Source organism: Pseudomonas sp. FP215 (assembly GCF_030687795.1).
Lineage (GTDB): Bacteria > Pseudomonadota > Gammaproteobacteria > Pseudomonadales > Pseudomonadaceae > Aquipseudomonas > Aquipseudomonas salmasensis.
In genome coordinates this window covers 3,188,248-3,204,357 of the sequence record NZ_CP117447.1, presented here as the reverse complement: position 1 = coordinate 3,204,357, position 16,110 = coordinate 3,188,248, and the positions used below count along the sequence as shown (strand labels likewise).

Sequence of the window (16,110 nt, the reverse complement as noted above, 5' to 3'; positions counted from 1 at the left end):
CCATTGGATGCAGTGCTTTGCAAAAAAAGTGAAGATTTCCAAAAAAGCATAAACTCAGATCGCATCGGTATAAGTGGTTATAAGAAAAATCGCTATCCTGCGGCCAGAAATTTATAAGGCCGCGGGTAGCTGGAATGGATGTAGGTAATATTGGTTTCGTGGTTGCCGGCCTGATCGTGGGTTTTATCGTGGGCATGACGGGGGTGGGCGGCGGTTCGCTTATGACCCCGATCCTGCTGTGGTTTGGCATCAACCCAGCTACTGCGGTGGGCACCGACCTGCTGTACGCCGCGATTACCAAGTCCGGTGGTGTGCTGGTGCACAGCAAGAACAAGAATATCGACTGGACCATTACCGGCTGGCTTACCCTTGGCAGCGTGCCGGCGGTGTTGCTGACGTTATGGTTCCTGGCCAGCTTGCACACCGACCCCAGTGCGATGAATGCGGTGATCAAGCAGGCCCTGGGCGTGGTATTGCTGCTGACCGCCCTGGCGATCCTGTTCAAGAAAAGCTTGTTGGCTTTTGCCCAACGTCATGCTGGCGATTCCTATCATCTGCGCCCGCGCAATCTGAATATGCTCACTGTCGTGACAGGTGCGATCCTCGGCACCATGGTGGCGCTGACCTCGATCGGCGCTGGCGCTCTGGGCACGGTGGCGTTGTTTATTCTGTACCCGTTCCTGGCCACGCGGCGCCTGGTTGGCACTGAGATCGCCCATGCGGTGCCCCTGACCTTGGTGGCGGGCCTGGGCCATGCCAGCATGGGGAATATGGATTGGCATTTGCTGGGGTTTTTGCTGATGGGGTCGTTGCCGGGGATCTATGTTGGCAGCCATATGACGGGCAAGATTCCCGATGGGGTGTTGCGGCCGTGCCTGGCGGTGATGTTGATGGCGGTGGGGTACAAGTTGGCGTTCTGAGTGTTCGGCCTGACACCCCGCGCTCCAACTGTGGGAGCTGGCTTGCCTGCGATGACGGCCTCCCAGCCGACATCTATCTACCTGACACACCACGCTCTAACTGTGGGAGCTGGCTTGCCTGCGATGGCGGCCTGACAGTCAACACAGTTGGACCGGGTACATATCCGTTATTTAGGTAACGGCCGCTTAGGGTTCCGCCCTGACGGCGGCTCACTTTTGAACAGCGCAAAAGTAAGCAAAACGCTCTTGCCCCACCACTCGGCACCTCGCTTAGGCTCGGTGTGCCCGTAATCCGCCAGTGATTTGGGGGGCCGCCGCCACGCGCCATCCATGGCGCGGGGCGGCTAAACCGGCATCCCTGCCGGTTTACCCCCCAAATCCCTGTCGAATTCCGGCCAGCGTGGTTTGACGGGGCGCCTGAGATCAAAAGCAGATCAAGATCAAGAGCGGCTCGCTTCGCATCGTGGGTACGCTTGGCGCCGGTCGCCACTGTTGCTCCAGCAACAGCAGATCCACAAATCGCTGCGATCCCAGACATTGGCGAACCAACGCTTCAATCATCCTTTTTGCCCTGTAACCCCCAGGTTGTCGGCATTTGCCTGCCCCTGGCACGCTTGCTGCCTAAGCCCTTGTACATCCCTTGTGCGAGGTACCGTCCGATGAGTCAGCAAGCCGTGAAATTTGCCTATTGGGTACCCAACGTCAGCGGTGGGTTGGTCGTCAGTAAGATTGAACAGCGCACCCACTGGGGCATCGAGTACAACCGCAAGCTGGCGCAGTTGGCGGAGGCCGCGGGCTTTGAGTATGGCTTGACGCAGATTCGCTTTACCGCAGGCTATGGCGCCGAGAACCAGCATGAGTCCGTGGCGTTCAGCCATGCGTTGCTCGCGGCAACCACCACCCTCAAGGTCATCGCGGCGATTCTGCCCGGGCCGTGGCAACCGGCGTTGGCGGCCAAGCAATTGGCGACTATCGACCAACTCACCAATGGCCGTATTGCGGTGAATATCGTCAGTGGCTGGTTCAAGGGCGAGTTCCAGGCCATTGGCGAGCATTGGCTGGAGCATGATGAGCGCTATCGGCGTTCCGAAGAGTTTATTCGTGCCCTCAAAGGCATCTGGACCCAGGACGATTTTACCTTCAAGGGTGATTTCTATCGCTTCAACCATTACACCCTCAAGCCTAAGCCCCTGGGCCAGCCGGAGATTTTCCAGGGCGGCAGTTCGCGGGCGGCGCGGGATATGGCGGCGCGGGTGTCGGATTGGTATTTCACCAACGGCAACACGCCCGAAGGCGTCAAGGCCCAGGTCGATGATATCCGCGCCAAGGCCGCTGCCAACCACCATTCGGTGAAGGTGGGGGTGAACGCCTTTGTGATCGCCCGCGACACGGAGGAGGAGGCCCGGGCGGTGCTGGCGCAGATCATCGACCAAGCCGACCCGGAGGCGGTCAATGCCTTTGGTGACGCGGCCAGGCAAGCAGGCAAGGCGTCGCCGGAGGGCGAGGGCAACTGGGCCAAGTCCAGCTTTGAGGACCTGGTGCAATACAACGATGGCTTCAAGACCAACCTGATCGGCACACCGCAGCAGATCGCCGAGCGCATCGTCGCACTCAAGGCCGTGGGGGTGGACTTGGTGCTTGCAGGCTTTCTGCACTTTCAGGAAGAAGTGGAGTATTTCGGCCAGCGTGTATTGCCGCTGGTACGCGAGCTCGAAGCCAAGGCCACTGTAGGAGCGAGCTCGCTCGCGAAAAACGTCAACGAAAAAGTGGGGAGCCTGGTTTAACGCGTAGTCCTTGCGGCCTTCGCGAGCAAGCTCGCTCCTACAGGGTTTGAGGGGTGTGAAGGTTTTGAGGGGTTTGCAAGGTCAGCACTTCAAACCCATCCGCCGTCACCGCCACGGTATGTTCCCATTGCGCCGAGAGGCTGTTGTCCTTGGTGACCACCGTCCAGCCGTCTTTCAGGCTGCGAGTTTTGGCGCTGCCCTGGTTAAGCATCGGTTCGATGGTAAACACCATGCCTTGGCGCAGTTCCAGGCCGGTGCCAGGCCGGCCGAAGTGCAGGATTTGCGGCTCTTCGTGCATTTGCCGGCCGATGCCGTGGCCGCAGTATTCGCGCACCACGCTGTAGCCGTTGGCTTGCGCGTGGCTCTGGATCGCATGGCCGATATCGCCCAGGCGCGCGCCGGGCTTGACCTGGCGGATACCGGCCCACATCGCCTCAAAGGTCATGTCCACCAGACGCCTGGCCTTGGGCGTCACGTTGCCGATCATGTACATCTTGCTGGAGTCGGCGATGAAGCCGCCTTTTTCCAGGGTGATGTCGATGTTGATGATGTCGCCGTCCTTGAGAAACTGCTTGGCGCTGGGCATGCCGTGGCACACCACTTCGTTGATCGAGGTGTTGATGCAAAAGGGGTAGTCGTACTGCCCCAGGCTGGCAGGGCGGGCCTTGAGGTCATTGCGGATGAAGGCTTCGACGGTGCTGTCCAGCTCCAGGGTAGAGCGGCCGGCGGCGACGAAGCCGTCGAGCATGTCGAAGACTTGCGCCAACAGGCGCCCGGCTTCACGCATCACGGCCAGTTGTGCGGGAGTCTTGATCATCAGCTACGCCCCCGGATCAGGTCGGGTTTGTCCAGCAGCAGCTTGTTGATCAGCTCGTTGTAGGGCAGGTGCGGGTTGAGTTCGGCGAGCAGGCCGATCTTGATCCAGAACTCGGCCTGGGCGTTGATGGAGCGGTCCATGGCGGCGCTGGCCAGGCGCAGTTGTTCGTGCAGCTGATCGGTAATCTTGACGATGCCCATGAGGTTCACTGTGTTTAATTGATATACGAATCGTATATGTTTCGTATGTTTATCGCAAGCCTCCGTCGGCTGGACGATGGTGGGCTGATTGGTTGCGATATGTTGCCGAAAAACGGATTTCCACATAAACGCCTGTCCCCCACGCTGCGGGTTAAACGTTTAATCGATGTAGTTCGACGATGATGCCAAAAAGAGCGTTTTGTTTACTATGAGCAAGCGGCTTGCTTATGAGGAAAGGTTACAACCACAGCGGTTTTTGCCGAGTAGGCTTATTGATTGAAAGCGTCTTCCAAGGTTGGCAAGACGTGGCAGGCAAGTGCCTGTCGGTGACATATACATGTTGGCAGTCTCAAAAAAGGAGAGGTTAGCCATGCTTTCAGAACTAGAGCTTCGCAGCATTATTGAAGGAAGTTTCCTGCCTAAACGGTGCGAGTGCACCAAAGCCGAGGATGCGTCGTTGACCATCAGGGTCTACGACGAGCGCGACCGTGACCGGGTGGATTTGGAAGTCAAAGGTATAAACGCTGACAAACTCGACAGCAGTCGAGCCATTTGCAACCTGATCACCGGGTTGCGTGAGGACCTCAGGCACCACCACGCACCGGTCCTGCAACGAGCAGGCGGGCGCGGTTATCACTAGTTGATCGCTTGAGGGTCAATTGAGACCGTGGGCCTGGTATGTGCCAGGCCCAACGCTGACAAGACTTCAGCTTTACCAGCTCACTCTCACGCCGATACTACCGCTGGCGCCCTCAAAGTTATTGTCGTCCAGCCCGGTTCCATATTTGCCCTCCACATAGGCGCTGACCGCGGATGACAATTGGGCCACAGCACCGACGCCAATATCAGCCGTGGATGACTTGTGATCGCTTTTGATCCGGTCGACCTCGTCGTACGTCACCGTGTCGCTACCGCCGAAGGTGTGCCAGACATTGGCTCGCAGGTACGGCTCCACCGGTGTGTTGCTGACCAGATAGCGGCCCTTGAGGCGTGCGCCGAGGCGGCCGGTCCAGTACTCCTGAGAGTCAAACGAGACCTTGGAAATACCATCGTGCTGGCTATCCAGGTCGATCTTCTGGCCGATCACCTGCGCCTGTGGCTCCACGACCCAATGCTCGGACAGCGTGATCGGGTAGCCGGCCTCGGCGGATAACGCCAGGGCGTGGCCCTTGGTGCCCATCTTCACGCCTCGGTCAGACTTGTTGTCGCCGTCCAGGCGCGTGCCCATGGCAACCAGGTCGACGTACCAGCCGGTGGGATCAGTGAGGGTCCAGTAGGCGCCGACATTGTCGCCGTCGAGTTTGACTCGCCCGGAACGATGGTTTTGCCAGCCCAGCGCAAACCCTTTGACGTCGCCGCGCAGGCGACTCTGGCCGATAAACAGACCAAAGCGTTGCGTCTGCCCGCCACTGGTTTGGGCGGCGTAGAGATCATGACCCACTTGATAGCCCCTGGACGTGCCGTCGAAACTGGGCGCCACCGTGCCCGACCAGCTTTTGTTGAAGTCACTGCCGTAGGCGCGGCCCCAACCTGCTGGCACTGCACCGGTCTCGGTCAGTAGGCTTTGTTCGCCCTGGCGTTCATGAAAGGTGCCGAGGGCTTGCAGCGTCATGACCTGCGCTGCCGGGATGTCCACTGAATAGATCGGCACTTCCGGGCGATACAACGGAATCGGCTTGGCACCGGGGATAGCGGTCGGCAATGGCGGGTTGCTCGCCGCGGACTGCGGTGAGTGGGCCGCCGCAACCTGGTTGGGTGCTGGCGCAGGGGGCTCGACCGGTGCTACCGGTTGCGCGGTCGGGGGTTCGACAGGCGGCTCGTCCGGGTCGACTACTGGCGGATTTGCCGGAATGGGCGCTACGGGCACAGCGGGCGTCACCGGCGGCGTCGGCGTCACCACGGCTGGCGGTTGCACCGCGACCACCGAGGATCGCAGGTACCAGTTGTGTTCCTTGCCCGCGGTGGTGCCGCCGTGGAATAGGAAGTACTGATAGGCCCCCGCGGATACCGTGCCGTTCAAAGCGAACGCATCGTTGCTGCTGACCGCACCGTTAAGCGCCTGGACCACCTCGATTCCGTCATTGCGGGTAAGCCCACCGATACCGCCGAGGTTGCTGACGGCCAATTGCGTGTGACCGCTGATGCTGCCGTCGGTCACCACCAGTTTGTCGGTGGCAGAGTTTTCATCGCCGAGTACGGTTTGCAGATGCAACTGGCCGTTGTTGCCTACGTAGTTGCCATGCACCGTCAACACGCTGGTCGCGCTGTTGTCAGCGGTCATGTCGACCGTGCCGGCGTTATTGAACGTCACGCGTTGCCCGGCGGTATAGGGGCGGATGCTGCCTTGGGTCACGGCCAGGGTACTGCTGCCGTCGATGTTGAATATGCCGGTTTTACTGTCACTGTCACCGAAGAAAAAGTTCCCGACCAAGTCCAGGCGCGATTTGTTGGTGAGGTTGACGGTCTCCCAGCCAACGTAGCGGCTGGCGGTGCTGGACGTCGTAGTATCGAAGGTCAGTTGATCGTTGCCCAGGCCAGCATCGATAGAGGGTGTGTGGGTCAGTGTGCTTTCACTCAAGCCTTGCAGCAGGGCGGTGTCGTCGCCATCACCCATCAATACCGCTGAGTTGATCTGGCCGCCACCCAGCCATTGGAACGTATCGTTGCCGACGCTGGCGCGAATCTCGCCATTGATCACGCCGCCCCTGACGGTGATGCTGTCATCACCGCCGCTGGTGCTGATATTGCCACCGATGGTACCGCCGGAAATGTCGATCGTGTCGATATCAAAGCCGGTCACCAGGTTGTTCACGATGGTGCCACCGGACATGTAATAGAAATTCTTGTCCAGTTTCATATTGACGCGGCCAATGCTGCCACCGCTCTGGTAGGCCACATCGCCGTCTTCAAACGCGTCGACGATGGTGCCGCCGCTCATTTCGAAGGTGTCGAGGCCATCGCCCTGGAACAAAGCCTGGATCTGTCCGCCTTTCATCAGGAAATCATCGATACCGGGACCTTGCTGCACCACGCTGGTGACCACGCCGTCGAGGATTTGCGTCCTATCCATTCCAGCACCAAAGGTGACGTTGCCATCAATGGTGCCGCCCTTGGAGAGCGTCAGGCTGTTATCCCCGGAAAGATCGGTCAAGCCGGGACTGCTGCCGTTGTCGCACGTATAGGTATCGTTACCGGTTCCCGGGGTGAGAACGCAGGCGGCGTGGGAGGGTTGAGGGGTCATGTACTGCAATGAGATGAGGCCGACAGCTAAAACGGCCCGGGTCGAGAAACCACTGGGCTTTTGCATGGGTGTGTCCTAGGTTTGTTGTATTAACTGCTCCTGTTTTTGGGTTTAGCACAGTTTTTCAGTAGTGCAATTTTTTGGTACATGCCGCGCAGGCCACGGGATACGTGGCCTGCATGATGGCACTTTGAGTTTTTGGCCGCTCGGCTCAACCCAATTGGTGACGGTAGGGCAGGTCTGGGCCGGTCTTGCCGCAGGTCAGGGCGGCAGCCCGAATCGCGAAACCCAGCATGGCGTCGATCTGCTCGCGGCTGAGGTTTTGCAGCCCGTCAACCGAATCCAATTGCTGTTCCGTCAGCCATGCAATCAACGCCGCCTGGAAGGTATCGCCGGCACCCACCGTATCGGCCATCACCACCTTGACCGCAGGTTGCGACCAGGTGCCATGCTGACGGCTGAATACCGACGCGCCGTCGCCGCCACGGGTGAGGAACACCAATTGGCAACGGTGTTGCAGCCAACCTTGCAGCACGCTTTCCGGTGCCTGGTCGGGGTAGAGCAGGCGCAGGTCTTCGTCGCTGACCTTGATCAGGTCGGCGTGTTGCACCAGCTCTGCGACGCGTGCGCGCCACAGGTGGATATCGGGCTGCGGGTTAAGGCGCACGTTGGGGTCGAGGCTGATCAGGCGCTTGCCGCTTTCACGCTTGACCAGGCTCAGCAGCGTGTCACCAACGGGTTGTACCACCAACGAAAACGAGCCCACGTGCAGCCCGCGAATCTCATCGCCCAGAGGCGGCAGGTGCGTCAGTTGCAATTGCCGGTCGGCGCAGCCTTCGCCGCGAAAGCTGTACTGCGGCGAGCCGTTGGCACCTACGGCGACCATCGCCAGGGTGGTCGGTGCGTCGAACTCCACCAGAAAGCCTTCGCTGATGCCTTCGTCTTTCAGTACTTGCTGCAAGCGCCGTCCAAGGTAATCGGTGGACAGGCCGGCGAAAAACCCGGACTCGATCCCCAGGCGGCGCAAACCCACCGCCACGTTGAATGGCGAGCCACCGGCAATCGCCTTGTAATTGAGCTTGGCGGCCTGCCCGCTGGCATCCTCCTCGCTGAAGAAATCAAACAGCGCTTCACCACACACCAGATACATAGTTGCTCGCTCTTAAAGGGTTGCCACGTGCTGTTGATAACGCTCATACGCCTGTTGATAGGCGCTGACATTGGCCGCCACGGGTAAGGTACGGCTGGCAGGGTCAACGCTCACGCATTTGTCGCACAGGCTGGCCAGCGGTTCACCGCTCTGGCACCACGCCGCCTGGATCGCCGCGCCCAGGGCGGCGGCCTCGCTCTGTTCGGTACACACCACTTCGGTGTGCATGATATCGGCGACCATCTGCCGCCACAGCGGGCTTTTCGAGCCGCCACCGATCAGGCGGATGCTCTGGCTTTGCAGGCCGGTCTGGCGCAGCAGGTCAAGGCCATAACGCAGGCCGAAGGTGGTGCCTTCGACCACCGCGCGGCACAGGTTGGCGCGGGTCAGGTTGGTCATGGTCAGGCCCTGCAGGCTGCCGGTGGCGTGGGGCAGGGCGGGCACGCGTTCGCCGTTGAGAAACGGCAGCATGCTCACCCCATCGGCGCCGATGGGTGCCTGTTCTACCAAGGCGTTGAAGGCGTCGAGGTCCAGTTCGAACAGCTCGCGGATCACCCCGGTGGCGTTGGTCAGGTTCATGGTGCAGATCAGCGGCAGCCAACCGCCGCTGGAGGAGCAGAAGGTCGCCACCGAGGCTTGGGGGCTAACGTTCGGCTGGTCGGCAAAGGCATACACGGTGCCCGATGAACCCAGGCTCATGGTGATCACGCCGGGGGCGATATTGCCGGTACCAATGGCGCCCATCATATTGTCGCCGCCGCCACTGGACACCACCGCGTTGGGGTTGATGCCCAGGCGCTCGGCGATGGCCGGCAGGATCGTGCCCACCGCTTGGTCGGCTTCGATCAATGTCGGCAACGCGGCTTGCAGGCGGCCGCTGGGGTCGATGTGCTGGAGCAATGCCACATCCCATTCGCGACGGCGCACGTTGAAGTAACCGGTGCCCGACGCATCGCCGTACTCGGCGCAGGCGCGGCCGGTGAGCCAGTAGTTGAGGTAATCGTGGGGCAGCAGGATATGGGCAATGCGCGCGAAGACGTCCGGGTGCTGTTCAAGGGTCCAGAGCAGCTTGGACACGGTGTAGCCCGGTGCGATAGCCACACCCAGGCGCTCCAGGGAGCCGCGTTCGCCACCCAGATGCTGCAGCAGCCGGTCGTTCTCCGGCGTGGTTTCGGTGTCGCACCACAGCTTGGCCGGGCGCAACACTTCACCTTGTTCGTCCAGTAGCACCAAGCCATGTTGCTGGCCGGATACGCCGATGCCGAGGATATCCTGGCCATCCACGCCGGCCTGTTGCAGGGCGCGGTGGGTGGCGGCGGTGAAGGCGTCGAGCCACTCCTGGGTGTGTTGTTCACGACGGCCATTGGCGCCGCTGATCAAGCTGTGCGCGGCGGCGCCCAGGCCCAGCACCTTGCCGCTGGACGCATCGAGGACGATGGCTTTGGTGCCCTGGGTACCGCAATCGATGCCGAGGTAGAGGTTTTGCTGGGTCATGAGGTGGGTGCTCAGCATTATTATTGGGTTGGAAATACGGTCGATGTGGGAGCTGGCTTGCCTGCGATAGCGGTGGTCCAGTCAACCCTGCAGTGACTGCCGGACCGCTATCGCAGGCAAGCCAGCTCCCACATGTTTAATCCGGTTTGTTCAGGAGGTTTTGCAGCGTGGCTGTGACGCCCTTGTCGCGCAGGCTTGCATAGCAACGCTCGAACGCTGCCACAAACGCCGCCGATTTGGGAATAGCCGTGCCAAAAATCTCTTCCACCCCCAGCAACCGCTGGCTGATCAGCGTGTCATCGCTCACCAGGTCCTGGCAGAACGCTGCCCGTGGGTCCGGGATGCTGTAGCTCACGCCATTTTCATCCACGCCTTTCAAGTACAGCGCCCAGGCCGCCACCACCAGGGCGGCACGCTCAGTTTCGCGGCCGTCGGCAATCAGGCGGTTGATGGTCGGCACGGTGAACTTGGGAAACTTCGATGAACCGTCGGAGCACACGCGCTCCAACTGGTCGGCAATTGCCTGGTTGGAAAAACGCTCCACCAGGGTCTGCTTGTATTCGGTCAGGTCGATACCGGGCACCGGTGCCAGGTTCGGCGTGACGTCCAGGTCCATGTAGGCGCGCATATACGCCACGAACACGGGGTCGTTCATGGTCTCGTGAACGAACCGGTAGCCCTTGAGGAACCCCAGGTACGTGAGGGCCAGGTGGCTGCCGTTGAGCAGGCCGATTTTCATTTCTTCGTAAGGCGTGACGTCATCGGTGAACTGCACGCCGACCTTTTCCCAGGCCGGACGACCGTTGACGAATTTGTCTTCCAGCACCCACTGCACAAACGGTTCGCACACCACCGGCCAGGCATCGTCGATCCCGTGCTGGTCGTGCAGTTGCAGGCGGTGGGCGGTGCTGGTCATTGGCGTGATGCGGTCGACCATGGCATTCGGGAAGCTCACGTTGGCCTTGATCCAGTCATGCAGCCCGGCGTCGTGCAGGGCGGCGAAGGCCAGCAGGGCCTTGCGGGTGACGGCGCCGTTGTGGGGCAGGTTATCGCAGGACATCACCGTAAAGGCCGGGGTGCCGGCGGCGCGGCGCTGAGTCAGCGCGGCGCAGATAAAGCCGAACACGGTTTTCGGTGCCCTCGGGTGCGCCAGGTCATGCTGGATCTGCGGCAGGTGGGCCATGAATTCGCCGTTGCTGTCGTCGATGCAATAGCCGCCTTCGGTGATCGTCAGCGAGACGATGCGGATCTGCGGGCTGGCGAGCTTATCGATCAGCGCCTGGGCACCGTCTTCGGCCAGCAGCATGTCGCTGATCGAGCCGATCACGCGCACTTGCGTGTCGTCGGTGTCGCCCAGCTCATACAGGGTGAACAGGTAATCCTGGCCGGCCAGGTCGTCGCGGGCCTTGCGGTCTTCACTGCGCAGGCCGACGCCGCAGATGCCCCAGTCCAGGCCCTCGCCGGTGTTCATCAGTGCATCGGTGTAAAACGCCTGGTGCGCACGGTGGAAACCGCCGACGCCAATGTGCGCGATGCCCTGGCGGGTGTCGGCAAGCGCGTAGGTCGGTACCTGCACTTCGGGCGCCAGTTGGGTGAGGTTGGCTTTATTCAATTTCATCGGGAAATACTCACGAAATCAGGCGGCAGCGCGCAGTGGGCGGGCCACGGCGACGCCATCGGTGTCGAACAGATGGCAGTGCGCCGGGTCCAGGTGCAGCTGCAGCGTCTCGCCGTATTGGCTGGCCATGTCGCCACGGATACGCATGGTCAACGGTTCACCGTTGCGGGTGATGACGTGGCAGAAGGTGTCGCTGCCCAGGCGCTCGCCGACGTCGGCGGTGACGGTCAGGGTGGTTTGCCCTGGCGTGGCCATTTCCAGGTGCTCGGGACGAATGCCCAGGGTCACCGCGCTGCCCACGCTCAGGGTGGCGCCGCTCAACGGCAGGCTGATCAGGGTGCCAGCGTCCAGTTGCACCTCGCAGCCTTGGCTGTCGACGCGGGTGACCTGGCCCTTGAGGAAGCCCATCTTCGGCGTGCCGAGAAAGCCCGCCACGAACAGGTTGGCCGGCTGGTGGTACAGCTCCAGCGGCGAGCCGACCTGTTCGATGCGCCCGCTGTTGAGCACCACCACCTTGTCGGCCAGGGTCATGGCTTCGACCTGGTCGTGGGTTACGTAGATCATGGTCGCTTGCAGTTCTTTATGCAGGCGCGCCAGTTCCAGGCGCATCTGCACACGCAGCGCCGCGTCGAGGTTGGACAGCGGTTCGTCGAACAGGAAGATCTTCGGGTTGCGCACAATCGCACGGCCAATCGCCACGCGCTGGCGCTGGCCACCCGAGAGCTGCTTGGGCTTGCGCTCCAGCAAAGGCCCCAGCTCAAGGATGCGTGCGGCTTCGCTGACTTTGCTCTCGACCAGTTTCTTGTCGACGCCCGCCAGGTCCAGGGCAAACGACATGTTCTTGCGCACGCTCATGTGCGGGTACAGCGCGTAGGTCTGGAACACCATGGCCAGGTCACGCTTGGCCGGGGTGACTTCGGTGATGTCGCGGCCATCGAGTTCGATGGTGCCGTCGCTGACTTCTTCCAGGCCGGCGATCAGGCGCAGCAGGGTGGACTTGCCACAACCCGACGGGCCGACAAACACCACGAACTCCTTGTCGTTCACTTCCAGGTCAATGCCCTTGATGATGGAAAAACCTTCGAAGCCTTTTTGCAGATTCTTGATTTTCAGGTTGGCCATGATGGGCCTCCTTTTCGAATTATTATTTGACGGCGCCAAAGGACAAACCGCGTACCAACTGCTTCTGGCTGATCCAGCCAAAGATCAGGATCGGCGCGCAGGCCAGGGTCGAGACGGCGGATAACTTGGCCCAGAACAAACCTTCGGGGCTGGAGTAAGAGGCGATCAAGGCGGTCAACGGCGCGGCGCTGGAGGAGGTCAAGTTCAGCGACCAGAACGCCTCGTTCCAGCACAGGATCAACGACAGCAACACCGTGGACGCCAGGCCACCCTTGGCGATGGGCAGCAGCACGCGGACCATTTCCTGCCACAGGGTGGCGCCGTCCAGGCGGGCGGCTTCGAGGATGTCCTTGGGGATATCTTTGAAGTAGGTGTACACCATCCACACCACAATCGGCAGGTTGATCAGGGTGTAGATGATGATCAGCGCAATGCGCGTGTCCAACAGGCCAAAGCTCTTGGCCAGCAGGTAGATCGGCATCAGCACGCCCACCGGCGGCAGCATCTTGGTGGACAACATCCACAGCAGCGTGCCCTTGGTACGCTGGGTTTCGTAGAACGCCATGGAGTAGGCGGCCGGCACCGAAATCAGCAGGCACAGGGCGGTAGCGCTGAAGGAAATCACCACCGAGTTCCAGGCGTAGGCGAAGTAGTTGCTGCGTTCGTTGATGTGCAGGTAGTTCTCCAGCGTCGGCGTGAAGATGAACTGCGGCGGGGTGGCGAACGCGTCGATTTCAGTCTTGAAACTGGTCAGCACCATCCAGAAGATCGGAAAGAAAATCAGGATCGCGATGGCCCAGGCCAACGTGCCGAGCAACAGGCTTTGCAGGCGGCGGGATTGTTGAAGCGTCATGGCGCGGCCCTCAAGGCTTGTCAGTCAGGTTTTTGCCGATCATCCGCACCAGGATGATCGCGGCGATATTGGCGATGACCACGGCAATCAAGCCACCGGCCGAGGCCATGCCCACGTCGAACTGCACCAGCGCCTGGTTGTAGATCAGGTAGGCGAGGTTGGTGGAGGCGTAGCCGGGGCCACCGTTGGTGGTGGTGAAGATTTCGGCGAACACCGAGAGCAGGAAGATGGTTTCGATCATCACCACCACGGCAATCGGGCGGGCCAGGTGGGGCAAGGTCAGGTGCCAGAAGATCGCAATGGCGCCGGCACCGTCCAGGCGTGCGGCTTCTTTTTGCTCCTGGTCCAGGGACTGCATGGCGGTCATCAGCAGCAGGATCGCAAAGGGCAGCCATTGCCACGACACAATGATGATGATCGACAGCAGCGGGTAATGCGCCAGCCAGTCCACCGGCTCGGCGCCGAAGAACTTCCATACGGCAGCGAGAATCCCCGACACCGGGTGAAAAATCAGGTTCTTCCAGATCAGCGCGCCCACGGTGGGCATGATGAAGAACGGCGAAATCAGCATCACCCGCACGATGCCGCGCCCCAGGAACTCACTGGCCTCCAGCAGCGCACTGATCAACACGCCGAACACCACGCTGATCAGCAACACGCTGCCCACCAGCAACAGGGTATTGGTAGCGCCGGGCAGGAAGCCCGAATCGGTGATGAAGTAGCTGAAGTTTTCCAGCCCCACGAATTGGTTTTCGCCGGGGTAGAGCAGGTTGTAGCGGATCAGCGAAAAGTACAGGGTCATGCCCAGCGGCACGATCATCCACAGCAGCAGCAAGGCCACCGAGGGGCTGACGAGAAACCAGCCGGGGTTGGCCAGGCGGTTTTTGGCGGGTGTATTCATGATAATCAAGGCCAGATAGAGACAGGTGCGCAAAAGCCCTGTAGGAGCGAGCTTGCTCGCGAAAAAGGTACATCCGACACCGCGATGCGCTTGGAATACCTTCGCGAGCAAGCTCGCTCCTACAGGTTATGGGGTTACTTGGGATAACCAGCCCGCTTCATTTCCCGCTCGGTGGTGTTCTGCGCGGCGGTCAATGCAGCATCGACGGTTTGCTGACCGGTCAACGCCCCCGAGAAGAACTTGCCCACCTGGGTACCAATCGCCTGGAACTCAGGAATGGTCACCAACTGGATACCGATATACGGCACCGGTTTCTCGGTTGGCTTGGTCGGGTCGGCCACTTTCAGCGATTCCAGCGTCACCTTGGCGAACGGCGCGGCCTTCATGTACTCGTCGCTGTAGGTGGATTGGCGCGTACCGGGCGGCACGTTGGCGATGCCATCGGTCTTGGCCACGAGCTGGCCGTATTCCTTGGAGGTGGCCCAACTGGTGAACACCTTGGCGGCGTCCTTGGCCTTGGAACTGGTGGGGATTGCCAGGCTCCAGGAGTACAGCCACGAGGTGCCCTTATCGGTTTTCTCATGGGGCGCGAAGGTAAAGCCCACATTGTCTGCGACCTTACTCTGGCTCTTGTCGGTCACAAACGAGCCGGCCACGCTGGCATCTACCCAGATTGCGCACTTGCCGCTGTTGAACAGCGCCAGGTTTTCATTGAAGCCGTTGCTGGAAGCACCCGGCGGGCCGGATTTTTTCATGTTGTCGACGTAGAAGTTCAGCGCGTTCTTCCACTCGGGGCCGTTGAATTCTGGCTGCCACTTCTCATCGAACCAGCGCGCGCCGAAGCCGTTGGCCAGGGTGGTGATCAGCGCCATGTTCTCACCCCAACCGGCTTTGCCGCGCAGGCACAGGCCGTATTGCTCTTTGGATTTGTCGGTGAGTTTGGCGGCGAATTCGCCGATCTGGCTCCAGGTCGGATGCTCGGGCATGCTCAGCCCGGCGTCCTTGAACAGGTCGGTGCGGTAATAGGTGATCGAGCTTTCGGCGTAGAACGGCAGAGCGTACAACGAGCCCTTGACCGACAAGCCGTCACGCACCGAAGGGAACACATCGTCGAGGTCGTAGGACGCCGGCAAGTCCTTCATCGGCTCCAACCACCCCTTGGCGCCCCAGAGTGCGGCTTCGTACATGCCGATGGTCAACACATCGAACTGCCCGCCTTGTGTGGCGATGTCGGTGGTCAGGCGTTGGCGCAGCACGTTTTCTTCGAGCACCACCCAGTTCAACTTGATCTCCGGATGCTCGGCCTCGAAGGTTTTCGAGAGCTTCTGCATGCGGATCATGTCGCTGTTGTTGACGGTGGCAATGGTCAGGGTTTGCGCGCCAAGGCTGACGGCGCTGAGGGTCATGCAGGTGCAGGCAAGCAATGCTTTTGCTGTGAACTTCATCGCGCACTCCATTTCCGCGCCCAGAGGGCTACAGAAGGACGGTTATTGTTGTTGTGTCTTCCTACAAGGAGTCAGGAAGAGTGTGCGTTGATTACAGCCTTCAAAAGCGGCGGTGACAAATCCTTGGGAGCACGCTCACTGATACTTTTTTGCACTCGTCGACCACCTGATCGTTCCCACGCTCCGCGTGGTAACGCCGCTAGGGACGCTCTGCGTCCCCGGGTGACGCAGAGCGTCACGGTATGCATGCCCACGCAAAGCGCGGGAACGATCAGCGCAGTGTTTAACGCTCAATATCAGCCAGTACACGTTCAGCCAACAACCGAGACACCTCGATCAACTGTGCAATACCCAGCGCACCTTCTCGTCGCGAGCCGTCGAGTTCAAAGGCGAAATCGCAGGTGAGGGCGTGGGCAGAGGCGAGGGATTCACTGAGGTTGACCAGCAGGTCTTGGGTGCAGATGCCGTCTTTAACGGTGAATAGCACGCTGGGTGCTGGATCGAGCGAGGGATTTGAGGTCGGTTTGATCATGGTCAAGCTCCGCAGATGTATTAAAGAATCCGG

Annotated in this window: 14 protein-coding genes; 3 read left to right on the top strand and 11 right to left on the bottom strand. The window is 60.6% G+C overall.

Annotated elements, in window-relative coordinates; translation table 11 throughout:
• Positions 1-134: 134 nt before the first annotated feature.
• Positions 135-920 carry a sulfite exporter TauE/SafE family protein gene (locus tag PSH76_RS14515; RefSeq protein WP_138762603.1) on the top strand — a complete coding sequence of 262 codons (786 nt, stop codon included), beginning with the start codon at positions 135-137 and terminating at the stop codon, positions 918-920.
• A gap of 659 nt (positions 921-1,579) precedes the next feature.
• Positions 1,580-2,704 carry a dimethylsulfone monooxygenase SfnG gene (gene sfnG, locus PSH76_RS14510; protein WP_278918220.1) on the top strand — a complete coding sequence of 375 codons (1,125 nt, stop codon included), beginning with the start codon at positions 1,580-1,582 and terminating at the stop codon, positions 2,702-2,704.
• A 37-nt stretch (positions 2,705-2,741) separates the two neighbouring features.
• Here sfnG and map read toward each other — a convergent pair whose 3' ends face one another.
• On the bottom strand, positions 2,742-3,521 hold the full coding sequence (map, locus tag PSH76_RS14505; protein ID WP_032892059.1) for a type I methionyl aminopeptidase: 780 nt from the start codon (positions 3,519-3,521) through the stop codon (positions 2,742-2,744).
• Positions 3,521-3,721: a ParD-like family protein gene (locus PSH76_RS14500; protein WP_003190946.1), complete on the bottom strand. Its 201-nt coding sequence runs from the start codon at positions 3,719-3,721 to the stop codon at positions 3,521-3,523. The genes map and PSH76_RS14500 overlap by 1 nt, the downstream gene beginning before the upstream one ends.
• A gap of 370 nt (positions 3,722-4,091) precedes the next feature.
• Here PSH76_RS14500 and PSH76_RS14495 point away from each other — a divergent pair, with 370 nt between their 5' ends.
• Complete coding sequence (locus tag PSH76_RS14495; protein WP_044273505.1) at positions 4,092-4,361, top strand: DUF1652 domain-containing protein; 270 nt, start codon at positions 4,092-4,094, stop codon at positions 4,359-4,361.
• Between the two features lie 72 nt (positions 4,362-4,433).
• Here PSH76_RS14495 and PSH76_RS14490 read toward each other — a convergent pair whose 3' ends face one another.
• The 9 genes from PSH76_RS14490 to PSH76_RS14450 form a co-directional block, all read right to left on the bottom strand.
• Positions 4,434-7,028 (bottom strand): autotransporter outer membrane beta-barrel domain-containing protein, encoded by a 2,595-nt coding sequence (locus tag PSH76_RS14490; RefSeq protein WP_305494378.1) that lies wholly within the window; start codon positions 7,026-7,028, stop codon positions 4,434-4,436.
• A 145-nt stretch (positions 7,029-7,173) separates the two neighbouring features.
• A complete protein-coding gene (locus PSH76_RS14485) occupies positions 7,174-8,112 on the bottom strand; it encodes a carbohydrate kinase (protein ID WP_305494377.1) in 939 nt (312 codons plus the stop codon).
• 12 nt (positions 8,113-8,124) lie between these two features.
• Positions 8,125-9,606, bottom strand: a complete 1,482-nt coding sequence (gene xylB / locus PSH76_RS14480; RefSeq protein WP_305494376.1) for a xylulokinase — start codon at positions 9,604-9,606, stop codon at positions 8,125-8,127.
• A gap of 136 nt (positions 9,607-9,742) precedes the next feature.
• Positions 9,743-11,224 carry a mannitol dehydrogenase family protein gene (locus PSH76_RS14475; RefSeq protein WP_278917581.1) on the bottom strand — a complete coding sequence of 494 codons (1,482 nt, stop codon included), beginning with the start codon at positions 11,222-11,224 and terminating at the stop codon, positions 9,743-9,745.
• 18 nt (positions 11,225-11,242) lie between these two features.
• Complete coding sequence (locus PSH76_RS14470; protein WP_130175691.1) at positions 11,243-12,346, bottom strand: ABC transporter ATP-binding protein; 1,104 nt, start codon at positions 12,344-12,346, stop codon at positions 11,243-11,245.
• Between the two features lie 22 nt (positions 12,347-12,368).
• Positions 12,369-13,199, bottom strand: a complete 831-nt coding sequence (locus tag PSH76_RS14465) for a carbohydrate ABC transporter permease (protein WP_005788583.1) — start codon at positions 13,197-13,199, stop codon at positions 12,369-12,371.
• 10 nt (positions 13,200-13,209) lie between these two features.
• The gene (locus tag PSH76_RS14460; protein WP_305494375.1) at positions 13,210-14,100 is read right to left on the bottom strand and encodes a carbohydrate ABC transporter permease; all 891 of its coding nucleotides are present in this window, start codon (positions 14,098-14,100) and stop codon (positions 13,210-13,212) included.
• A gap of 134 nt (positions 14,101-14,234) precedes the next feature.
• Positions 14,235-15,545, bottom strand: coding sequence for a sugar ABC transporter substrate-binding protein (locus tag PSH76_RS14455; protein WP_305494374.1), 1,311 nt, complete (start codon positions 15,543-15,545; stop codon positions 14,235-14,237).
• A 283-nt stretch (positions 15,546-15,828) separates the two neighbouring features.
• On the bottom strand, positions 15,829-16,077 hold the full coding sequence (locus PSH76_RS14450; protein WP_003190957.1) for a DUF6124 family protein: 249 nt from the start codon (positions 16,075-16,077) through the stop codon (positions 15,829-15,831).
• Positions 16,078-16,110: the final 33 nt, after the last annotated feature.